The organism is Terrabacter sp. Soil811, from assembly GCF_001429655.1.
In the GTDB taxonomy this organism is placed as follows: Bacteria; Actinomycetota; Actinomycetes; order Actinomycetales; family Dermatophilaceae; genus Terrabacter.
Genome location: NZ_LMSX01000008.1, coordinates 807,200 through 828,854 on the forward strand (window position 1 = coordinate 807,200; position 21,655 = coordinate 828,854).

The 21,655-nt window shown below is 70.5% G+C and carries 21 protein-coding genes; 7 read left to right on the forward strand and 14 right to left on the reverse strand.

Going from position 1 to position 21,655, the window contains the following annotated elements; all coding sequences use genetic code 11:
* Positions 1–113 precede the first annotated feature (113 nt).
* Both ASH01_RS14120 and ASH01_RS14125 read right to left on the reverse strand, forming a co-directional pair.
* Complete coding sequence (locus ASH01_RS14120; RefSeq protein WP_056776832.1) at positions 114–1,451, reverse strand: MFS transporter; 1,338 nt, start codon at positions 1,449–1,451, stop codon at positions 114–116.
* Positions 1,448–2,122, reverse strand: coding sequence for a winged helix-turn-helix domain-containing protein (locus ASH01_RS14125; RefSeq protein WP_056776834.1), 675 nt, complete (start codon positions 2,120–2,122; stop codon positions 1,448–1,450). Before ASH01_RS14125 ends, ASH01_RS14120 begins: the two co-directional genes overlap by 4 nt.
* A gap of 226 nt (positions 2,123–2,348) precedes the next feature.
* Between ASH01_RS14125 and ASH01_RS14130 the strand changes: the two genes are divergently transcribed.
* From ASH01_RS14130 to ASH01_RS14145, 4 genes are all read left to right on the forward strand, one after another.
* Positions 2,349–2,903 (forward strand): hypothetical protein, encoded by a 555-nt coding sequence (locus tag ASH01_RS14130; RefSeq protein WP_056776838.1) that lies wholly within the window; start codon positions 2,349–2,351, stop codon positions 2,901–2,903.
* Positions 2,904–3,103: 200 nt separating this feature from the next.
* Positions 3,104–3,460, forward strand: a complete 357-nt coding sequence (locus ASH01_RS14135) for a nuclear transport factor 2 family protein (protein WP_056776839.1) — start codon at positions 3,104–3,106, stop codon at positions 3,458–3,460.
* Positions 3,461–3,692: 232 nt separating this feature from the next.
* On the forward strand, positions 3,693–4,715 hold the full coding sequence (gene moaA / locus ASH01_RS14140) for a GTP 3',8-cyclase MoaA (RefSeq protein ID WP_056776842.1): 1,023 nt from the start codon (positions 3,693–3,695) through the stop codon (positions 4,713–4,715).
* A 92-nt stretch (positions 4,716–4,807) separates the two neighbouring features.
* Positions 4,808–5,722: a class I SAM-dependent methyltransferase gene (locus tag ASH01_RS14145; protein ID WP_082619839.1), complete on the forward strand. Its 915-nt coding sequence runs from the start codon at positions 4,808–4,810 to the stop codon at positions 5,720–5,722.
* Positions 5,723–5,725: 3 nt separating this feature from the next.
* Here the strand turns inward: ASH01_RS14145 and ASH01_RS14150 are convergent, their stop codons facing one another.
* The 8 genes from ASH01_RS14150 to ASH01_RS14185 form a co-directional block, all read right to left on the reverse strand.
* Positions 5,726–6,157 carry a VOC family protein gene (locus ASH01_RS14150; protein WP_056776847.1) on the reverse strand — a complete coding sequence of 144 codons (432 nt, stop codon included), beginning with the start codon at positions 6,155–6,157 and terminating at the stop codon, positions 5,726–5,728.
* Complete coding sequence (locus ASH01_RS14155; protein WP_056776849.1) at positions 6,157–6,372, reverse strand: hypothetical protein; 216 nt, start codon at positions 6,370–6,372, stop codon at positions 6,157–6,159. Before ASH01_RS14155 ends, ASH01_RS14150 begins: the two co-directional genes overlap by 1 nt.
* The gene (locus ASH01_RS14160; RefSeq protein WP_056776852.1) at positions 6,369–7,559 is read right to left on the reverse strand and encodes a hypothetical protein; all 1,191 of its coding nucleotides are present in this window, start codon (positions 7,557–7,559) and stop codon (positions 6,369–6,371) included. The genes ASH01_RS14155 and ASH01_RS14160 overlap by 4 nt, the downstream gene beginning before the upstream one ends.
* Positions 7,556–8,770 (reverse strand): MBOAT family O-acyltransferase, encoded by a 1,215-nt coding sequence (locus ASH01_RS14165; RefSeq protein WP_056776855.1) that lies wholly within the window; start codon positions 8,768–8,770, stop codon positions 7,556–7,558. Before ASH01_RS14165 ends, ASH01_RS14160 begins: the two co-directional genes overlap by 4 nt.
* Positions 8,763–10,421, reverse strand: a complete 1,659-nt coding sequence (locus tag ASH01_RS14170) for an HAD-IIIC family phosphatase (protein ID WP_056776859.1) — start codon at positions 10,419–10,421, stop codon at positions 8,763–8,765. Before ASH01_RS14170 ends, ASH01_RS14165 begins: the two co-directional genes overlap by 8 nt.
* Positions 10,422–10,446: 25 nt before the next feature.
* Positions 10,447–10,683, reverse strand: coding sequence for an acyl carrier protein (locus ASH01_RS14175; protein WP_056776862.1), 237 nt, complete (start codon positions 10,681–10,683; stop codon positions 10,447–10,449).
* A 230-nt stretch (positions 10,684–10,913) separates the two neighbouring features.
* Positions 10,914–11,162: a hypothetical protein gene (locus tag ASH01_RS14180; RefSeq protein WP_056776864.1), complete on the reverse strand. Its 249-nt coding sequence runs from the start codon at positions 11,160–11,162 to the stop codon at positions 10,914–10,916.
* Positions 11,159–11,449 (reverse strand): DUF3099 domain-containing protein, encoded by a 291-nt coding sequence (locus tag ASH01_RS14185; protein WP_056776866.1) that lies wholly within the window; start codon positions 11,447–11,449, stop codon positions 11,159–11,161. Before ASH01_RS14185 ends, ASH01_RS14180 begins: the two co-directional genes overlap by 4 nt.
* Positions 11,450–11,568: 119 nt before the next feature.
* Here ASH01_RS14185 and ASH01_RS14190 point away from each other — a divergent pair, with 119 nt between their 5' ends.
* The 3 genes from ASH01_RS14190 (at position 11,569) to ASH01_RS14200 (ending at position 15,432) form a co-directional block, all read left to right on the forward strand.
* The gene (locus ASH01_RS14190) at positions 11,569–12,288 is read left to right on the forward strand and encodes a beta-ketoacyl-ACP reductase (RefSeq protein WP_056776869.1); all 720 of its coding nucleotides are present in this window, start codon (positions 11,569–11,571) and stop codon (positions 12,286–12,288) included.
* An 81-nt stretch (positions 12,289–12,369) separates the two neighbouring features.
* Positions 12,370–13,131: an enoyl-ACP reductase FabI gene (fabI, locus tag ASH01_RS14195; protein ID WP_056776872.1), complete on the forward strand. Its 762-nt coding sequence runs from the start codon at positions 12,370–12,372 to the stop codon at positions 13,129–13,131.
* 39 nt (positions 13,132–13,170) lie between these two features.
* Entirely contained in the window at positions 13,171–15,432 is a 2,262-nt protein-coding gene (locus ASH01_RS14200) for a tetratricopeptide repeat protein (protein WP_082619841.1), read from the forward strand.
* A 218-nt stretch (positions 15,433–15,650) separates the two neighbouring features.
* On the opposite strand, the gene cphA is transcribed toward ASH01_RS14200, so the two are convergent.
* The 4 genes from cphA to ASH01_RS14220 form a co-directional block, all read right to left on the reverse strand.
* Positions 15,651–18,542: a cyanophycin synthetase gene (gene cphA, locus ASH01_RS14205; protein WP_056776876.1), complete on the reverse strand. Its 2,892-nt coding sequence runs from the start codon at positions 18,540–18,542 to the stop codon at positions 15,651–15,653.
* 93 nt (positions 18,543–18,635) lie between these two features.
* Positions 18,636–19,556, reverse strand: a complete 921-nt coding sequence (locus ASH01_RS14210) for a cyanophycinase (protein WP_056776878.1) — start codon at positions 19,554–19,556, stop codon at positions 18,636–18,638.
* Between the two features lie 9 nt (positions 19,557–19,565).
* Positions 19,566–20,813, reverse strand: a complete 1,248-nt coding sequence (gene serB, locus ASH01_RS14215; protein WP_443081145.1) for a phosphoserine phosphatase SerB — start codon at positions 20,811–20,813, stop codon at positions 19,566–19,568.
* Between the two features lie 110 nt (positions 20,814–20,923).
* Positions 20,924–21,655 carry a ZIP family metal transporter gene (locus ASH01_RS14220; protein ID WP_056776883.1) on the reverse strand — a complete coding sequence of 244 codons (732 nt, stop codon included), beginning with the start codon at positions 21,653–21,655 and terminating at the stop codon, positions 20,924–20,926.

Consider the following 21,655-nt stretch of genomic DNA (forward strand, 5'->3'; position numbering starts at 1 on the left):
CCGTCTCTGACCTGCGGTGACGTCACGCGGCCGCTCCCGGTCCGCAGAGCCTCCCCAGGAGGGCCAACGGCCACGGCGACGGTGTCACGCGTCCGGTCGCCGGAGCCTGGCGCTCAGCGCGAGGGTTCTGGCTGCCGGCCGGTCGCCCAACTGGTCTCGTCGGCGACCTCCTGGTCCGGCAGCAGCGTGGTGACGGTAGGCGGGTCCGCCAGCACCGTGCCCGCGACGACGTCCGGGTCCGCGGGCGCCTCGGAACCTGCAGTCATGGTCAGCCGGCCCCGCAACGTGAGTGCGAGGTACCCGGCGGCGACGAACGTGCCAAGGGTCATCAGCGCGAAGATGGTGCGGTAGTCCAGCAGCGTCACGAGCAGGGCACCGGTGGCGATCGAGAGGGCCTGTGGGGTGGTGGTCAGCACCTCCACCGACGTGCTGACCCGCCCCATCAGCCGGCCCGGGGTGCGCTTCTGGAGCAGGGTGTTGAACGCGACGATGACCAGCGGGAGACCGGCACCGAGGACGGCGACGGTGACCAGGAGCTCCCAGGTCTGTTGCGCCGCCACGACCCCGGCGAGGCCCAGGGAGGTGACCAGCAGACCGACGATCACGGTGGCCGGCTCGCCGAACCGCCGGACGATCCTGCTGGCCAAGAGTCCGGAGGCGACCGCGCCGGCCCCTTGCACGGTGAGCAGCGGGCCCACGAAGGTGACCGGCTTGTCGAAGGCCTCCACGACGGCGTACACCGCGGACTCGGCGAACCCGATCACCAGCAGCGCCAGGGCCAGCGCGAGCGTGGTGTGCAGGAGCACCGGGGTCCGGCGGATGAAGGTCGCCCCCTCGACGACCTCCGCGCGCCAGTGCTGCGGCTGCCCTGCCGGCTCGGGCCGGTCGCCCGCCCGGAGCCCGGCGATGGCCACGGCCGCGCACAGGAAGGTGGCCGCGTCGACCATCGCCACCGCGCCGCCCCCGACGAATGCGAAGGTGGCGGCTCCCAGCAGCGGACCGACCAGACGCAGCGCCTCGCGGGTCACGCTCAGCGACGCGTTCGCCTCCACCAGCACGTCCTCGGCGAGCATCTCCTTGAGCAGGCCGTTGAGTGCGGCGGGCACCACGACGAAGGAGGTGCCGTAGCAGAAGGCGACGGCGTACACGATCCACACGTCGCCGGCGTCGTGCACCAGGAGCAGGGGCAGCATCATCGCGGCCGACGCGACGTTGGCGACCACCAGGAACGTGCGCCGGGCGACCCGGTCCACGATGTACCCGAACAGGGGTGCCAGCAGGGCGGGGGCCGTCATCCACAGGAAGGTCAGCCCAGCTGCTCCGTTCGAGCCGGTGAGGGTCTTCACCCACATGCTCAGCACGATCAGCATCAGCGAGTCGCCGAACATGCTGGCGGTCAGACCGGCGAAGAGCCGGCCGAACCCGGGTGTGCGGAAGGTGGTCCGGATCATCGCGTGGTCTCCTCGCTCGAGTGGGTGTGTGCGGTGGTGCGGGACGGCTCGGGCGGCGTGGCGCCGTCGGCCGGGACCGGCCGGAGACGGTGCGGGCCGCTCGGCACCAGCCAGCCGACCAGGGACACCAACCGGGCGTCGTCGGGTCGGTGCTCGGGATGGCCGGACCGGTCGAGGTGCCGCTGCAGCAGGTCGGTGAGCTCCCGCTTGAGCCCCTGCGCCTCCTCGGCCGTCAGCCAGAGCTGGGACTGCACCAGCCCGGTGGCGTCGCGCCAGGGCGCCGGCTCGCTGTCTCGGGCCGCGCGGGCCGCCCGGAAGCGCTGCAGCTCCCGCTCGAGGACCATGTCGGTGAGGGCGTCCGCGGCCATCCGGTCCGTGGGGTCGGGGTCCGTCACGCCCTCCACGTCGTCGCCCCACTCGAGCCCGTCGCTGACCGCCTGCCAAGGCCGGTTGCGGCCGGTGCCGCCGCGGGCCTCGCGGACGAAGCCGTGCTCGGCGAGCTTGCGCAGGTGCCAGGAGCAGTTGGACGGAGACTCCGAGAGCAGCGCCGCCGCCTGGCTGGCAGTGAGCGGCCCCTCGGTGACCAAGGCGCCCAGCAGGGCCATCCGGAGGGGGTGGGCGAGCGCTTTCAGGGCGTCGGCATCGGTGACGCGGCGGCGGGTCGGTGGCATGTGATGAAACTACTCTTTCGAAAGGGATCTTTCAATACGTTCCTTTCGATGAGTTTCTCGGCGTGTTCACGTCTGAGCGCCCGCTCCTGGTCAGAGAGGGCGGCGGATGACCTCGACCCGGCCGAGACCGAGCTCGGACGCGCAGCTCACCGATGCCGCGCCGTGGATCGAGGCCCGTCGTCAGAGGCGCGCGGGTAGGCTGGCACGACGAGCTGAAGGAGCGGTCATGAACCTTCAAGGCAGGCTGCGGCGCTTGATTCCACACCCGTCCGACGACAGCGGATCAGAGGCCGAGGTGGCCCTGGACATGGCCAAGTACAAGTACTTGCTCCGAGTCTCAACGCCGCAGGTGTTCGACCTCGTCCACGCCGAGGTGTTCGCTCAGCTCCCCGTCGCCACGCGTGAAGCGGTGTACCGGCGCCTGTGTCGTGACGTGCCCGAAGAGCACAGGCCGACGAGCGCTGACCCGGAAGAGCTGGCCCGCGCCGCCGCCCGCGCGCAGGACGACGACCCGGTGTACCTGCTGCGAGTTCTCCGACGGCCGGGCGGAGCACCTGGAAGCGCGCCCGAGCCCGCGGGCAAGCATCGTGCGGACACCACCACGTATGGTGCTTCCGTGCTCGAAGCCGCGGCGCGAACGGCCGCTGCGTCCCCGGCCGCTGCGGAGGCGCTGCTCGGGTTTGACACGTCGCTGGAGGCCGCGCAGATCAACCCGACACACTCCGTCCCTCGGCTGACAGGCGGGGACCACAGCGCGCCACGTGCGGACTGGCAGCCGTAGCACCAGCCGGTGCTGTTCAGCGGACGACCGACGTGACACGAGCACCTCGCCGCCTCTCGTCCCTCGCGATCGCACGCGCGACGATCGGTACGTGGTCAGGCACCCCAGATGGCTTCGGGCGCAGCGGACTGTGGCGGAGCAGCAGTAGCCGGAGCACACTGAGTGGGCCCTTCCATCATTTCCCGAAGCAGGGAGCCCGGATGTCGACCGACGACACGAGCCAGACGATGTCCGCCTACTTCACAGCCCTCGGTACGGGCCGCTTCCAGCAGTTCTTCACCGACGACGTCACGTGGACCACGATTCAGAGCGGCGCGGTAGTCCGCGGTGCTGGGGCCGTGGAAGAGGCCATCAACGGGTTGCACGCTCGCATGCCGGATCTGAGCACACGTCGACTGGTGTCCGCCCAGGGCGTCGCCTACCTCGAAGGAACGTGCGCCGGCACCGACGGCGGGGAACGCATTCCCTTCTGCGTCGCCTACGACCTGTCGGCAGATCGGATCGACGCGATGCGCGCCTATGGCAACATCGCCTCCCTCATGCCCCCGTCGCCGTAGCAGAGCTCCACCAGGAATCAGGGACGCTGGGCAATGACGGCAGCGGCGCCGTTGGTCTCGGGCTGACGCACCGTGCAGTCCGCAACGAGTCCGCAGGAGCTCCGACAGCGGCCCGGCGCCGTCGGCCTGACCAACGAGCCAGACGTCACATCAGCGCAGTTCAGTGGCCTGGGGCAACATCGGCATCACCAGCAGACCGGGTCGCAGCAATACCCGGCCTAGAGTGGAGCACATGACCCGCCTTCCCGACCCGAGCGTCCGACCGGCAGGGCTGGCCGACCAGTTCGGGCGCCGGGCCCGCGACCTGCGCGTGTCGGTCACCGACCGCTGCAACCTGCGCTGCACCTACTGCATGCCCGCCGAGGGCCTGCCGTGGATGCCCAAGACCGAGATGCTGACGGACGAGGAGATGCTGCGGGTCATCGGCGTCTTCGTGCGCGACGGCATCACGCAGGTCCGCCTCACCGGAGGCGAGCCGCTCCTGCGCCGATCGCTCGTCGAGCTCGTCGCCGGCATCGCGGCCCTCGAGCCGCGTCCCAAGATCGCGATGACGACGAACGGCGTCGGCCTCGAGCGCGTCGCCATCGGGCTCAAGGAGGCCGGCCTCGACCGGGTCAACGTCAGCCTCGACACCATCGACTCGGAGACCTTCACGCAGCTGACCCGTCGCGACCGCCTCGCCGACGTCGAGGCGGGCCTCAAGGCCGCGTCGGACGCCGGCCTGACGCCGGTCAAGGTCAACGCGGTCGCGATGCGCGGCATCAACGACGAGTCGGTCGCCGACGTGCTCGCGTGGTGCCTCGAGCGCGGCTACGAGCTGCGCTTCATCGAGCAGATGCCGCTCGACGCCCAGCACGCCTGGGACCGGACGCAGATGATCTCCGCCGACGAGATCCGCGAGCGCCTGTCGCAGCGCTGGGAGCTGACGCCCCTGCCGGCCGCCGACCGGGGGAGTGCCCCCGCCGAGCGGTTCCTCGTCGACGGCGGCCCCGAGACCGTCGGGATCATCGCCAGCGTCAGTGCGCCGTTCTGCGCGGCCTGCGACCGCACGCGGCTCACCGCCGACGGACAGGTGCGCAACTGCCTCTTCTCGACGACCGAGACCGACCTGCGTAGGCCCCTGCGCGAGGGCGCCACCGACGACGAGCTGCTCGGCCTGATCCGGGGCGAGATGTGGCGCAAGCGCCGCGGCCACGGGATCGGCGACCCGGACTTCGTCCAGCCCGACCGACCCATGTCCGCCATCGGCGGCTGACGGGACCTGCTCCAGTCCCCCTCACGGGCGTGGCACGTGGAGCGGTCGCGTCGGCCCCGATTTCGCGCCGGACGACGCTAGCGTGACCGTCCATGAGTGACTCACAACAGTTGGTCGGCAAACTCGTCGACAGCGTCATCGACCAGTTCCCCGTCCACCGGGGCTTCCTGGAGCAGGCGGTCGAAGGAGCCACCGAGGACGAGCGCGACCGCCTCGGCAGCTACCTGCGCTTCTGCCTGTCCAAGGGTTTGTCGCTCGAGTACCTCGCCGAGAGCTACCTGACGATCCTCGGGGACACCCTTGACGAGCAGGAGTACTTCCGACGGCACGGGCACTACCGACACTCGACGTTCGCCGACGTGGCCGAGTCGGTCTACCACGACCGTGACTACATGGACCGCTACATGTACGGCTTGGCCATCACCACGTTCCTCTGGCCCAACCACGTCGAGATGTCGCGCTTCCTGCGGCGGTCGCTGCCCCGCGACCGTGGCGGCCGCTACCTGGAGGTGGGTCCGGGCCACGGGTTCCTGCTCATGGCGGCGATCGAGACCGGGTCCTTCGACGACTTCCTGGGTGTCGACCTGTCGCCCGCTAGCGTCGAGCAGACCAGGACGATCGTCGAACACTTCCACCCCGACGCCCCGGTGCGCGTCGAGCTGCGCGACTTCCTCACCGCCGACGACCTCGCGCCGTCGTCCTTCGACGCAGTCGTCATGGGTGAGGTGCTCGAGCACGTCGAGCAGCCCGAGGTGTTCCTCCGGCGGATCGCGGACCTTGCGAAACCGGGAGCGTTCATCTTCGTCACGACGTGCGTCAACGCGCCGGCGGTCGACCACATCTACCTGTGGCGCACGACGGACGAGCTCGAGTCGATGATCTCCGACAGCGGGCTCTCGATCGTCGAGCCGCTGCGGCTGCCCTACGAGGGCAAGACCCTCGATCAGTCCCGCGACGAGCAGCTGCCGATCAACGTGGCGTACGTCCTGGCCAAGGCGGGCGCCTGACCGTCACCGCTTGGCGCCCATGAGCTCGACGACGAGACCGGTCCGGCGCTGGACGAAGGCGATGGTGGCATCGAACGTCACGGCATACGTCGGCGGGACGAGCAGCAGCGCGTCGTGGTCGAGCTCGCGGGCGAGTGAGGCGTCGAGGTCCTCGACCCAGAAGCACAGGTGGTCGAGACCCCCACCGCGCTGGAGCCGTGAGGTGACCGGCGAGTCCGCACCCTCGAGCGGGGCCACGAGCTCGATGTCGACCCCCTCGGGAAGCCGGATCAGTGCGCAGATGACGCCGAGGGTCGGGTCGTCCGTCGGGCCGACGACGAGCCGGCCCCCCGCGTCCTCGAAGCGTCTGATCGCACCCTTCATCGCGGCGACGACATAGCCGACGTGGTGCAGTCGCGGCGTCGGGTCGAGGCCTTGTGAGACGTCGCGCTCCATCAGTAGCCACCGTAGACGAAGCGGATCGCGTTGCTCGAGGCCCATGCCACGACGACGAGCACGGCCGCGATGCCGAGTCCGATCGCCAGCTCGACGGCCAGTCGGCTCGCGAGCCGGGTAGCGCGGCGGCTACCCCCGGTGGGTACGGCGGTCTCGGAGCCACCGTCGTCCACCGAGTCAGCCCCCGGCGCCTCGGGGGTCGGGGTGTCGCTCATGGTGCCTCACAGTCTGCCTGCCGGCCCGTGGAGCGCAGCAGCGCGCACAGGTCGGTGCTGAGGACGGCAGCCTCGTTGCGGCCGTCATAGACGTGGACGATGTCGCGGTACTTCGTCGGCGGCACCCGGTCCTGGAGTCCCTGCGGGTCGAAGCGAACGCTGCTCGTGGTCTGCCCGGCCGTCGCCGCGGCGAGCTGGGCACGGAGCTGGTCGACGTAGTCACGGGCGTCGGGCTGTGCGTAGACCGTCGGGTTGATGCCGTGGACGTAGAAGTACGTCGGGACGCCGGCTGTGCGCACCATCTCGAACATCTGCTGGAGGGCGGCGGTGTTGAGTGACGACCGCGACACCACTTCGCGCTCGATGGTGTTGAGCTGGATGCTCGCGAGATCCTTCGTCGGTCGGCTGGAGGCGAAGCGCGAGGCCCAGAAGTCCACGGGCCGGCGCTCCGCGAGTGCGGCGAGCCCAGTGGCGCGTGACTTCGGTGTCTGGACGACGTCGAGGAACGAGAGCGTGGAGGTCTGCTCCGTCAGGTCGAGGCCCCACTCGAAGCGGTCGCCGACCAATGGCGGGCTGGCGGCGGACAGCACGCGCCAGCCGACGTCACCGGGGCTGAGGAAGGACGCTGCGAGAACCCATCGCGACGGGGGCCAGAGGCTGCCCCGGGCGAGTGCGCCGTCGAGGTAGTCCCACTGCTGCGGCGCGAGATCGTTGAGCACCCAGACGGGGTTGAGGCTGATGACCACGAGGTCGGGCTTGCTCGCGAGAGCCGACGACAGCGCGCTGACCTCATCGAGGAGCCTGATCGCGTCGAGGTAGTAGAGGTCGGTCGAGACGACCTTGCCATCGACGCGCCCTAGGCGTTCGCTGACCAGTCCCGGAATGAAGGCGCGGGTCTTGGGCCCTACCGCCTGGGTCTCCGACCCGCCGATCCAGGCCACCTTGAAGTTCTTGCCCTTCGGCGTCGGATCGAAGCCGCGGGGGTCACCGAACGCCAGGGACACGTTGCGCACCTGCCGGGTCGCGAGGGCCTGGTCGTCCCGCTGTCCGGGGCGCGGCTCCACGACGATGCCGGCTACGACGAGGGCGGCGACGGCGAACGTCGCGATGCGCACGATCGACCAGCGGGTCACGTCGAAGCCGACCCGGTCGTGCAGGAACGCGAGCAGACGGTCGGCGAGGATCACAGCAACCTCCCGTAGAAGTCGCCCAGCGACCCGAGCTCGACCATGAGCAGGGGCAGGCTGAGCAGGTAGAAGACGAAGAGCAGGACGTTGGCACCCGCCCGGCGTGCCAGGCCGCGGTGGTCGGGGACTGGGTGGCGGGCCACCCACCAACGATGACCGATGAGCCCCGCGGAGTGGTAGAGGCCGAAGATGACGAGGGGGATGGTGAGGTCGTGCCACAGGGCGATGACCATCATCGTCGCGACGATGGCGACGTACTGGGTCCGCGCGCGCATTCCCCCGAGCGGCACGAAGACGTTGCGTTGGGCGAACCTCGTCACGCTCATGTGCCAGGCATTCCAGAACGCCTGGGGGTTCGTCTTGAGGTAGGGGTTGTTGAAGTTGGGGGCGAGCCGGAAGCCGAAGATGCGTGCCGACCCGATGGCCATGTCGGAGAAGCCGGAGAAGTTGAAGTAGAAGTAGAAGGCGAACATCACGAGCTCGAGCCAGTAGTCGAGTGGCGAGCCGCTGCGCGTGGAGAGGGAGAAGACGTCCTGGCTGCCGCGCAGGAGGTAGGCGAGGACGAAGACCTTGAGCGCGCCGAGACCGATGGTGAGGATCCCGCTCAGGGTGTCGTTCGGGTCCCACCGGGCCCGCTCGTCGAGGCGCCGGTCGATCTCGGTGTACTCGATGACGGGACCGATGATGAGCACGGTGGGGAAGAAGCCGTACGCGAGCTGGTGGAGCGGCCGCAGTGGCGGCACGATCTCGAGGCGCACCTTGACGATCTGGTCGATGGCCCGGAACGTGGCGAAGCTGAGCCCGATGGGCAGGATGAGGTCGCGGACCCGATCGACGGCTCCAACCCATGGGCTGAGCCCGTCGACGAGCCCGTTCATACCGACGTTGAACTCGAGCACCGCCCATTCGGGGCGCAACTTCCACACGACGAGCGGGGCCAGGGTCAGCAGGACGAGCGTGGTCGTGAGCACCCAGCTCGACGGGCGGTCGCGCCATCGGGTGGCGGCGAGCTGCAGGACGTAGACGCCGAGCCAGAAGAGGACGTAGAAGGCGAGCAGCCGCGGCGCGATGAGGTAGAGGAGGTAGGCGCCCGCCAGGCCGAGCAGGAGACGGCGTGCCCATGCCCACGGCAGCAGGAAGTAGAGCGGGACCGCCACCACCATGAGGACCAGCAGGTCCGAGAAGTAGGCGAAGGGATCCCCGTCAAGCATCTCGCAGCACCACAACGTGCTCGGGCGCCACTGACAACGGCAGCGATACCTCGTAGAGTCCCTCGCCGGTAGCCGTGAAGCCGCGGTCGGGGTAGAAGGCGGCGACCTGGCCGTTCTTTGAAGTCGGACGGTAGGACCCGCGCAGCATCGACGCCCCCGCCGTCACGGCGTCGTCCCCGATGCACTGGAGGATGGCGTCCTCCACGCCCCGACGCAGGACGCGACAACTCATGAGCAGCGTCTCGATCTCCCAGGCGTCGATGCCGCAATCAACCACGGCGACGGCGACGAGGCCGTAGCCGCCGAAGCGGTCGGTCACTTCGGCGGCATACACCCGGTGGGCCTGCGAGGTCACGAGCGCGGCTACCGCGGCTTCGTCGCGGCGCACGGTCGTGAGGTTGAACTGGTTCGTCTTGTTGATGAGCTGGGTGACGCGACCGACGTGCGCGGGCCCCGGCTCGAAGACGTGGACGCTGATCCCGAGAGAGGCGAGGAAGTCGGCGTGCGACGGCGCGCCCGCGGCCGCGGCACGCCGATCGCTCTCGCCCTTCATCATCTGGGTGCGAACGCGGTCCTCGCCGGAGACGCGTGCGAAGCGGAAAGCGGTGAGTCGTCGGGTGATCTCGGCGACCTCCTCCGGCTCGTCGCTGACCTTGACGAGGTCGACATGGGGCAAGCGCTGGCGTACCTCGTCGAGCTCGACGTCGTTGTCGTCGATGAAGACGAAACTGTCGACGCCGAGGCCTAGCTCGTCGGCGATGGCGTTGAGGTTGTCGGCCTTGCTGTTCCAGTCAACCCGCTGTGCCGCGAGGTGCTCCGAGCTGAGAGCCATGTCGCCGCCACGGCGGGCGAAGATCTCCTCGATGTCCGCGGCGTTGTTCTTGCTGACCAGGGCGATGAGCGCGCCGTGGGCGGCCTGGTAGACCAGGCCTTGCTGGAACGCGCGGTAGCCGCTGCCCGGGAAGCTGTCGCCGATGACGACGCCGTCGGGTCCGTCCTCGCCGACGATGCCCAGCCACAGCGTGTTGTCGGCGTCGACGGCCAGCACCTTCGGGGTCGGGCGACCGAGCGAGCCCAGGGCGTCGCCGAGGAGAGTGCCGAGCGCCTGCGCGAACGGGCGCGTGAGCGGCTGGTGGTACATCAGGTCGTTGCGGGAGTCGTAGGCGCGCTCGGTCCCGTGCAGCTGAAGCAGGGCGGCGAGGTCGACGAGGGTGACAGGCGCCTGGCCGATGCCCTCCACGAACGCCTGGACGAGCTGGCCGTGCAGGACGGCGAGCCGCACGCTGCTCCGGGCGTCGAGCGGGTCCAGCCAGACGAACGTCGGCGTCGGCGGTGTGCACGCCACGACCGGTATGCCGTGTGTGGCGGCCGCCTGCCCGACGAGCAGTCCCAGCTGGCGGACGTCCTCACGCAGCCCCGCGGGGTCGGACTCGCGCACGACCCAGTCGACGAGCGCCGGTCCGAAGACGTCCTCGATGCGCCAGCACACGACGAGCTGGTCGGGCGGCTGCTCGAAGCTGGACTCGACGTCGAGGAGCGACTGGTGCACCTGGTTGAAGTCGGCCAGGCACACCTCGGACCCTGCTGGTGCGGCGGCGAGCAGCGGCGCGACCAGCAGGTGCGGGGTGAAGCTCGCGATGATGCCGATCATGGTGGGCTCGCCCGTCGCTGGTGACTCAGATGTCCTCGACGCCCTTGCTGCGCAGGACGTTCCGCGCGAGGCCGATGGAGCGCATCTTCATGATCTCGGAGGTCTTGAGCCGGACGTCAAAGGCGTCCTCGAGAAGGACGACCATCTCCATCGCGGCGAGAGAGTCCCACGTGGGCGTGTTGGACGGACTCGTTTCGTCGCTGAGCTGAGACGCGGGGAGGTTCAGCCCCTTGGAGAAGACGTCCAGCAGTCGATCCGACATGTGCGAGCTCCTCGGTCGGGCAGCGTTTCGGCGCAACTTACCATCGGGGGATCGCGGAGGCCGGATAGACGGTTCGTGTGTTGCCCTGCCTCGACGCGGGCCCGCGTGGTGGGCGGCGACGCCCCCGACGGGGGGGTGGAGCCCCTCGGAGACCGGGACCGGTGGGACGCCTGGTCCTGCAGGGCAGCCTGAACCCCCGCACTGACCCGCTCCAGGAAAGGATGCGGCACTCAGCCGTCGGCGTCGGTGAGGGCCTCGACAGGGACGACCTCGATGAGGAAGCCCCGCAGCGCCACGAAGTCAGCGAGCGACTTCTCGTGGTCGTCGCACGCCAGCCACACCTTGCGTCGGTCCGCGGCGTGCAGCTTCGGGTTGTTCCAGATGACCGCGTGAACGCCCGTCGCGCGGCAGCCCTTGGCGCTGCAGACGTGCTCGACGTCAGGTTCGCCCGTGGGCGACAGGGAGAGCGGACCGCTCACTGCTCGAGGCGCTGCGTGTCGTCGCGGGGCACGACCGACTGGATGCTGCCCGGCTGGCGCGGGCTCACGGCATTCGCGAGCACGACGGCGACGTAGGGGATGAAGACCGCGGCCAGGATGGCCGTCCAGCGCAGCCAGCCCGAGGTGACGAAGACCAGGCCGAAGCACACGATGCGGATGCCCATCATCGTGAGGTAGCGGCGGACGCGCTTGTCCTGGTCGTCCGTCGTGGAGGTCGACGCCGAGGTGACGGAGTAGACGACCGGTTCGTTCTTGGCTCTTGGCACCCTTCAACCATAAGCCCGTCCCACGCCCGCGGCACCGTGCTGTCTACCGTTCGGTAGTCCGTTAGGTTTCGGGGCAAGGCAGCGACCCGGCAGAGGCCGGACGGACGGAGGAACGCACAGTGTCAACGACCGAGGCGCGCAACGTGCTCGTGACCGGAGGCAACCGCGGCATCGGCCTGGCGATCGCCAGGGCCTTCGCCGACGCCGGCGACAACGTCGTCATCACCCACCGCTCCGGTGAGCCGCCCGAGGGCCTGCAGGGCGTCATCTGCGAGGTCACCGACTCGGCTTCCGTCGACGCGGCCTTCACCGCCGCCGAGGAGATCTTCGGTGGCCCCGTCGAGGTCCTCGTCGCGAACGCCGGCATCACCCGAGACACCCTGCTCATGCGGATGAGCGACGACGAGTTCGACTCCGTCATCGACACGAACCTCGCGGGAGCCTTCCGGTGCGCGCGTCGCGCCGCCACCGGCATGATCCGCAAGCGCCGTGGCCGCATCGTCCTCATCAGCAGCGTCGTCGGCCTCTACGGGTCGCCCGGCCAGACCAACTACGCGGCGTCGAAGGCCGGCCTCGTCGGGCTCGCCCGCTCGATCTCGCGCGAGCTCGGCGGCCGTGGCATCACCGCCAACGTCGTCGCACCCGGCTTCATCGACACGGAGATGACGGCCGTGCTGCCCGACGAGCAGAAGAAGTCCTACCTCGCCACCATCCCCGCGGGCCGGTTCGCCACCCCCGAGGAGGTCGCGTCCGTCGTGCGCTTCGTCGCGAGCGACGACGCCGGCTACATCACCGGCGCGGTGATCCCCGTCGACGGCGGGCTCGGCATGGGGCACTGAGCCCACCCCACGGCATACCTTGGTATGCCGTCACGAGCGTTGTGCAGCAAGCGTGCCCACCCACACGAGAAAGTCGCAGGCATGGGAATCCTCGAAGGCAAGAAGCTCCTCATCACCGGTGTCCTCATGGACAGCTCGATCGCGTTCCACGTCGCGAAGATCGCCCAGCAGGAGGGTGCGACGGTCATCCTCACCTCGTTCGGCCGCACGATGAAGATCACCCAGACCATCGCCAAGCGGCTGCCCGAGACGCCCGTCGTCATCGAGCTCGACGTCGCCGACCAGGAGCACCTGGACAGCCTCGCCGACCGCCTGCGCGAGCACGTGGACGGCCTCGACGGGGTGCTGCACTCGATCGGCTTCGCGCCGCAGGGCGCCTTCAACTTCCTCGAGGGCACGTGGGAGGACGTCTCGACGGCCCTCCAGATCTCGGCGTACAGCCTCAAGTCGCTCGCGGTAGCGACCCTGCCGCTCATGACCGAGGGCGGCAGCGTCGTCGGGCTCACCTTCGACGCGAAGTTCGCGTGGCCGGTCTACGACTGGATGGGTGTGGCCAAGGCCGCCTTCGAGTCGACGAACCGCTACCTCGCCCGCGACCTCGGCCCCAAGGCCGTTCGCTGCAACCTCGTCGCCGCCGGGCCGATCCGCACGACGGCGGCCAAGTCCATCCCGGGCTTCGAGCAGTTCGAGAAGGTCTGGGACGACCGCGCACCGCTCGGCTGGGACGTCAACGACCCGGAGCCCGCGGCGAAGGCCTGTGCGGCGCTGCTCTCCGACTGGTTCCCTGCCACGACCGGTGAGATCGTCCACGTCGACGGCGGCGTCCACGCGATGGGGCAGTGAGCGCGCAGGTCCACTGATCCTCTCGCTAGAGTCCTGCCCATGCCTCACGCCGGGACCGAGTCCAGCCCCCTGACGACGACCGACCCCGTGGCCGCGTCGGTGCCTGCCGAACAGGTGCGGGTCGACGAGGTCAGGGTGCTCGACGGGCCCAACCTCTACTTCGCCCGCCCGGCGATCAAGGTCATCCTGCACGTGCCCGGCTTCCTCGAGCTCAAGCGCACCGACGCCGAGGCCCTGGCCCGCCGACTGGGCATGCGCTCGGCCCGCCCGGGCAAGCGGGGCACGGCCCTGCGCCAGCGCTTCGTCATGCGGGTGATCCGCACCGTGACGCGTCGCGTCGGCACCGAGATCGGCGCCGGGCGCCTGGGCGTACGCGTGCGGGCGGGTCAGACCGTCGAGGACGTCGTGCTCGCCTTCCCGTGGGTGCATCGCACCCGCGGCCGCGTCGCGGGGGAGCAGTTCGGTGCCGTCATGGCCGGCCTGCTCGACCGCTCCCGGAGCGCCGACGAGGTCATCGAGGCGGCCGCGGCCGTCATCCTGGCCGCGCCCGACGGTCCGGGCCCCAGCGTGCTGACGCCGACGGTGCCGGTCGCGTCCGTCACCGGCACCAACGGCAAGACGACGACGACCCGTCTCATGGCGCACATGTGCATGAGCGCCGGTCTCAAGACCGCCTGGAGCTCGACCGACGGCGTCGTCGTCATGGGCGAGACGAAGGAGGAGGGCGACTTCTCCGGCCCGGCGGGTGCGCGCGGTGTGCTCGAGACGCCCGGCCTCGAGATCGGGATCCTCGAGACCGCCCGTGGCGGCATGCTCCTCAAGGGCATGGGGGTCACCGCCAACGACGTCAGCGTCGTCACCAACGTCAGCGCGGACCACCTCGGCCTGCAGGGCATCGACACCCTCGACCAGCTGGCCGAGGTCAAGGCCATCGTCACGACCGTCACGAAGCCACAGGGCTGGGTCGTGCTCAACGGCGACGACCCTCGCGTGTGGGCCATGCGCTTCGGCATCAAGGCCAAGCCGTGGGCCTTCAGCCTGGACCCCGCCTCGCCCGCGCTCTGGGAGTCGATCAACTCCGGTGGCCGCGGCATCACGGTCCTCGACGGCGAGATCGTCGTCCTGTCGCCCAACGGTGACCCGGACCGCCTCGTCAAGATCGTCGACGTCCCCATGACGCTGAGCGGACTGTCCCGCAACAACATCGCCAACGCGCTGGCCGGTGCCGCGGCCGCGCTGGGGCTCGGTGTCCCGCGCTCGGCCGTCGTCGAGGGTCTGCGGACCTTCGCGCCGGATCCCGAGCACAACTGGGGCCGGCTCAACACGTACTCGCTGCCGCTGCCGAGCGGCGGCAAGGCGACGGTCATCATGGACATGGCCCACAACGAGGCCGGCCTCGAGGCCCTGCTCGACGTCGCCCGTGGGCTCGCCGCGCCGGGCGGAGCCGTGCGCCTCGGCCTCGGGTGCGCGGGCGACCGCGCCGACGAGGCGATCGTCGCGATGGGGGAGATCGCCGGCCGCGGCGCCGAGGAGGTCGTCCTCAAGGTCGCGCGCCACTACCTGCGCGGGCGCGAGCCCGAGGACCTGCTCGGTCTCTTCCGCGACGGCCTGGCCAAGGTCGGCGTGCTCGACGTGCCCGGCTACGACACGGAGCTCGAGTCCTTCGAGGCCCTCGTGCCGCACGCGCTCGACGGCGACGTCATCGCGCTCATGTGCCACGCCGAGCGCACCGAGGTCAACGGCTGGATCCGCGAGCACGGCGGCAAGGTCGACGACGCCCGCGCGATCCGCCGCAAGGTCGTCGCCGCGCGCGGCGAGCACGAGCTCGAGGCCGAGATCGCGGCGCTGTGGGAGGGCGACGACGAGCCGGCGCGGCTCGCTGCCGCCCAGGAGCTCGTCGACGGCCACCCGGGCGACCCGCGCCTCGTCTTCGAGCTCGCCGGCGTCAAGGACGCGATGGGCGACGAGCAGGGCGCCATCGGTCTCTACGAGGAGGCGCTGGCCGGTGGCCTGCGCGAGCCGCACCGGCACCGGGCGCAGCTCCAGCTCGCCTCGAGCCTGCGCGTCGTGGGCCGGACCGCCGAGGCGCAGGGCCTCGTTGCCGACGTCCTCGAGGCGCGACCGCACAACACGGCGGCGCTCATGCTCAAGGCGCTCGTCCAGGCCGATCTCGGCCAGGAGCGGCAGGCCCTCGCCGACCTCATCCGGTCGACGCTCGAGGCGACGACCGACGTCGACACCCAGGCCTACCGCCGGGCTCTGCGGGCGTACGCCGACGAGCTGGCTCCCGTCACCGAATAGTCAGCACGGCCGCAGACGCGCCACGGCGCACTTCTGCCGGTGATGCGCCCGGGCGCCGTCGGCAACCCTGCCACGGCGCAGTTGTGCCCGGTTCGGCGCCTGGGCCAGGTCGGCAACCGCGCCATGGCGCAGTCGTGTCGCCCCTCGAACGCCCACGCGGCCGGGAAGCGCGCCGTGGCGCACTTCCCGGCCGTATCGCGTGCGAGCCTCGACTCGTGTCAGATGGCGGTGTCGTCGGCGTGGTCGGGCTGCGACTCCGACGGGAGGGCGCCGAGCGCCTCCTCCTCGGCCTCGTCGCCCTCGGCCTCGGCGGTCTCGGTGAGAGTGCTCGGGTCGAGGTCGGGGTCGCTCGTGGCCGCCGCGGCCGTGCCGATGCGGGCACCCGCCTGGGCGTGCTTGGTGCGCTCCTCGAGCTCGGCGACGACGAGCGCGTGCTGGTCGACGCACATGACGACGAGGTCGCCCGGGTTGGTGCGGGCGAGCACGTGCCGGGTGGCGTCGAGCTCGTCGAGGACGATCTCGACCTGACGGCAGCGGGCGCCCTCCTTCATCGCGGCACGCGCGCCCTCGGCCACGAGCTCGGCCGTCTCGCCGGGCTTGCGGCCGCGCAGGCGTTCGTCCTCGCGGATGACGATGACGTCGAAGTGCTGGGCCGCGACCGCTCCGAGCTCGCGCATGTCGTCGTCGCGTCGGTCGCCCGCAGCGCCGATCATGCCGATGCGCGAGGTCTTGCCGAGGTCGGCCTGGCGCTGCTTCTGGTCGGCGTAGCGGTCGACGAAGGCGCCGAGCTCCTTCATGCCGGCCGCGTTGTGGCAGTAGTCGACGAACACGTCGGCGTTGTTGACCTGGACGAGGTTGAGGCGACCGGGGGAGAGGTAGTACGTCGTCGCGAAGGTCCGCAGGCCCTGTCGGATGTCGTGGAGCGGGGCTCCTGCGGCGAAGGCGGCGCCCGCGGCGGCGAGCGAGTTGGCGACGTTGAAGCGTGCCGCACCACCGAACGTCGACGGGAGCAGGTGGGTCCAGGCGAGCTGCATGCTGCGCCGGCCGTGCTTGATGACGATCATCTCGCCACGCTCGCTCGGCTCGAGCACGACGGCACGGCCGCCGCGGCGGCAGTAGTCGTCGACGAACTCGCGCGTCTCGCTGCCGGGCTCGGCCATCGAGAACCAGACGATGCCGCCCGAGCAGCGTCGGCGCATGTTGCGCACGTTCGGGTCGTCCGCGTTGAGCACCGCGAAGCCGTCGCGCGGCACGGCCTCGACGATGACGGCCTTGACGTCGGCGAGCTGGCGCAGGGTGTCGATCCCCTTGAGTCCCAAGTGATCCGGGGCGACGTTGGTGACGACCGCGATGTCGTTGCGGTCGTAGCCGAGGCCCTCGCGGAGGATGCCGCCCCGGGCGACCTCCATGACGGCGAAGTCGACGCGGGGGTTCTGGAGCACCATCCGGGCCGAGCGCGGACCCGAGGCATCGGCCTTGATCACGAGCCGCTCGTCGATGACGACGCCGTCGGTCGAGGTCATCCCGACCTTGCGTCCGAGACCCTTGAAGATGTGGGCGATCATGCGCGACGTCGTCGTCTTGCCGTTCGTGCCGGTGACGGCGACGATCGGCACGCGTGACTGCGCGCCCGGTGGGAAGAGCAGGTCGACGACCGGCTTGGCGATGAACTGCGGCTCGCCGACGGTGGGGTGCGTGTGCATGCGGAAGCCGGGAGCCGCGTTGACCTCGCAGATCGCGCCACCCGTCTCACGCACGGGATAGGTGATGTCCGGGCAGATGAAGTCGATGCCGGCGACGTCGAGCCCGACCATGCGGGCCGCCTCCTCGGCGATCTCGACGTTGTCCGGGTGGGCGTCGAAGGTGCGGTCGATCGAGATGCCACCGGTCGACATGTTGCCGGTCAGGGCCAGCTTGACCATCTCGCCCTCGTCCGGCACCGACTCGGTCGTGTGGCCCTGGCCCGCGAGGATCTCGAGCGCGTTGGCGTCGACCTTGATCTTCGTCAGCACCTTCTCGTGCCCGACGCCACGACGCGGGTCGGCGTTGGTGATCTCGACGAGCTCGGCGACGGTGTGGGTGCCGTCGCCGATGACGTGCGCGGGGACGCGCTCGGCGATCGCCTGCATCCGTCCACCGACGATGAGGCAGCGGTAGTCGCGACCGGTGACGAAGGACTCGACGATGATCGTGCCGCGACGCGACTCGGCCTTGGCGATGTCGTACGCCTTCTCGACGTCCTCGTCGCTCATGAGGTTGAGGCACACGCCGCGGCCGTGGTTGCCGTCGAGCGGCTTGACGACGACCGGGAAGCCGATGCGGCGCGCTGCCTCGACGGCTCCCCGCACGGTGCGAACGGCCTCCTGCTTGGGCACGGGCAGGCCGGCGGACCCGAGGAGCTTGGTCGTGAGGTCCTTGTCGCTCGCGATGTCGACGGCGAGCGCGCCCGTCTTGGAGGTCATCGTGGCCCGGATGCGCTGGGCGTGCACGCCCTGGCCGAGCTGGACGAGCGAGGCGGAGTTGAGGCGGATGTACGGGATGTCGCGCGAGGCCGCCTCCTCGAGGATGGCGGCCGTCGAGGGACCGAAGGCGACCCGCTCGGCCTGGCGCAGGAAGGCGTTGAACTCCGTCTCGAAGTCGAAGCCGTCCTCGGGCTGGACGAGGTGGTTGATGAGGCGCACCGCGAGCTTGCCCGCGGCGACCCCGACGGTCTCGTCGGTGTAGCTGTAGACGACGTTGTACTGGCCGGGCTTGCCCTTGACCGCACGCGTCTTGCCGCGGCGCGAGTCGTGGCCGGCCAGGGTCTGCAGCTGCAGCGCGACGTGCTCGGCGACGTGGCCGAGCCACGTGCCCTCGCGCAGCCGCTCGATGAACCCGCCGCGTCGGCCGAGCGAGCAGGTGTGGCGCTCGAGCCCGGGGACGAGCTCGACGAGCTGGTCGGTGAAGCCGGGCAGCGAGACCGTGGGGTACTCCTCGAGGCTGCCGAGGTCGACGACGAGGTGGACGGCCTGCTGGTAGGACCAGACGTTGGGGCCGCGGTAGATCCGGGTCTCGAGGATCTTCAGGTCCGGTCGGGCCGGGCCTGTGGGGGTGGGTACCTCGACGGCCATGGATCTCCTCCTACGGGGTCGTGCGGGACGTGCCGTGCGGCATACCCGTCGACCGTTGGTGCGGTGCGTGCGGTGCGGCTGGACGAACGGGACTCAGTGAGCGGCGCTGCTCGTCGACGAGCGCGCCGCGCGGACCTTGGCCGGGACGACCGCACCCTCGATGTCGGGGTGACGCTCGACGAACGCGGTCAGCTCGACGTGGTCCAGGTCGAACGTACTGCCCGTGGGCAGCGAGTGCACGACCGCGCCCGAAACGAGCAGGGGCGCACCGCGACGCGCGTCGGGGGCGTCGGTGATGGCGTTGCGGGCGTTGACGACGAAGATCGAGCCGGCCCCGATGACCGACATGACCGTGCCGCCACGGATCTCGGCCGCCGTGTTCTCGTCGATCCCCATGCCGAGCAGGTTCGGCGAGGCGGCGACCATCGACATGAGCCGGCCGTAGCGGCCGCGCTGGTCGAAGTGCTGGTCGATGATGACGTCCTCGACGAGCCCGAGGCCGGCCGAGATCTGGCTCGCTCGCTGCTTGGGCGTCAGCCCCTCCTCGCCGAGCGAGATCATGTATCGGCTCATGATCGAGGCGCCGGCCGACGTGCCGGCCACGACGGCGCCGCGCTCGTAGGCCCGCACGACGGCGTCGCCCACGGGCGTGCCGACGATGTTCTGCGCCAGCTTGACCTGGCTGCCACCGGTGATGAACACGCCGGTCGCGGTGTCGAGCGCCTCGACCATCGCAGGGTCGTTGGCGTCGCGGCGGGTCTCGGGGTGGACGACGGAGTAGTCGCCGCCCCGCAGCCGGGTGAAGACGTCGCGGTACGCCTCGGAGACCTCGTCGGCGTACGACGACGCCGTGGGGATGAGGACGATGTGCGACCGCCGGCCGCCCGCGAGCTTCACGAACCGCTTGAGCACGACCGACCGCCCGATCCGGTCCTCGGCACCGCCGATGATGAGCAGCGTGCGGCGGACGCCGTTCGCGTTCGGGGTTACGGACGAAGGGGCCACGGACTGCATCGCGCCAGCCTAGTGACCGGCGTGCGGGACCGGCGGAGCCTGGGTCGGCGTGCCGTCGTCGAGATCGGCCTCCTCGATCTCCTCGCGGGAGATGCCGAGCAGGTAGAGCACCGAGTCGAGGTAGGGCACGTTGACCGCGGTCTGGGCCTGCTCCTGGACGATCGGCTTGGCGTTGAAGGCGACGCCGAGGCCGGCGACGTCGAGCATGTCGAGGTCGTTGGCGCCGTCGCCGATGGCCACGGTACGGCTCAGCGGAAGGCCCTCCTGCTCGGCGAACTCGCGCAGGGCGCGCGCCTTGCCCGCCCGGTCGACGACCTCGCCGACGACACGTCCGGTGAGGCGGCCGTCCTCGATCTCGAGCCGGTTGGCGCGGGCGTGGTCGATGCCGAGGTCGTCCGCGAGCTCGCCGACGATCTCGATGAACCCACCGCTGACGAGTCCCACGGTGAAGCCGAGCCGCTTGAGCGTGCGCACGAGCGTCCGGGCGCCGGGGGTCAGCTGGACCGACTCGCGCACCTCGTCGAGGACCGACTCGGGCAGGCCCGCGAGGGTCGCCACCCGGGCGCGCAGGGACTCCTCGAAGTCGAGCTCTCCCGCCATCGCGCGCGCCGTCACCTCGGCCACCTCCGCCTCCCGGCCGCTGTGGGCGGCGAGCAGCTCGATGACCTCCTGCTGGATGAGCGTCGAGTCGACGTCGAGGACGACGAGTCGCCGACCGCGCCGGGCGAGCCCGCCGGGTGCGACGGCGATGTCGATGCCTTCCGACGTCGCCACGAGGGCGAGCTCGGTGCGCAGGGACGGCAGGTCGGCGCCGGAGATGTCGAACTCGACCGTCGTGATGGGGTAGCGCGAGAGCCGGCGGATGCGGTCGATGTTGGCGCCGTGGTCGGCGATCCGGGTCGTGACGAGCGAGACGGCGTCGGCGCTGAGCGGGGCGCCGAGGACGACGACGGCCGCCCGTCCCTGCCGCGAGCGCGCGTTGACGCCGGTGCCCTCGACGACCGTGAGGGCGAGGCCGAGGCGGTGGGCGGCGACGGCGGCGGCGTCGCGCAGCTGGTCGACATGGGCGCCGGGTCTCAACAGGACGGTCAGGGTGAGGTGACCGTGCACGACGACCTGCTGGATGTCGAGGACCTCTGCGTCCACTCCCGACAGCGCCCCGAGGAGCGTCCCCGTCACACCTGGTCGGTCGTCGCCCGTCACGGTGACGCTCAGGGTCTGGATGTCCGTTCCGTCCGTGCTGTTCACTGCGGTCACCCGCGTCAGGGTAGTGAGCGCGCGTGCGCTCCCGCGTCACCTTCCGGCATTCGGCCGGTGACGTCCGTCATGCCGGAGGGCGTATGCCGTCCGCCGGCGTCGTGCGGGAGTCAGCCGAGGGCGCTGAGCAGGAACGCGAGTGCGAAGCCGAGCATCGTCACGAGACCCACCAGGCGTCCGGCGTGCTCGGTGGCCTCCGGCATCATCGTGTCGGCGAGCATCGTGATGATGGCGCCGGCCGCGAAGGTCTGGATCCCGGCCACCACGGCGGGGGAGGCGCCTTCGAGCAGGACGTAGCCGAGACCGGCGGCCAGGCCCGAGACGAGCATGACGACGAGCCACAGCAGCAGGATCTGGCGCGCGGAGCGCCCGGCCCGCTTGAGGCCGGCACTCGCCGACATGGACTCGGGCACGTTGGAGAGGAACACCGCCGCGACCATCGCGATCCCGACGTCACCGCCGCCGAGGACGCTGACGCCGATCGCCGCCGACTCGGGTATGCCGTCGAGCAGGGCCCCGAGGACGAGCGCCATCGCGCCCGCACCCTGCTGCGGGCCCCCGGTCGGGCTCTTGCGCCGGTGGCCACCTCGACGGTCGATGAACCAGTCGCCGACGAAGAACACGACCGAGCCGCTGACGAGCCCGACGACGACGGGCGCCGCGCCGGCAGAGTGGAACGCCTCCTCGGTCAGCTCGAAGGCGACCGCGCTGATGAGCACGCCGGCGCCGAAGGCCATGACGAGGCCGATGACGCGGTACGAGGCTCTGGCATAGAGCCCGAGGAGCGCGCCGACGAGCAGGGCGGCGCCACCGACGAGTCCCCAGAAGGTCGCGGTCAGCAC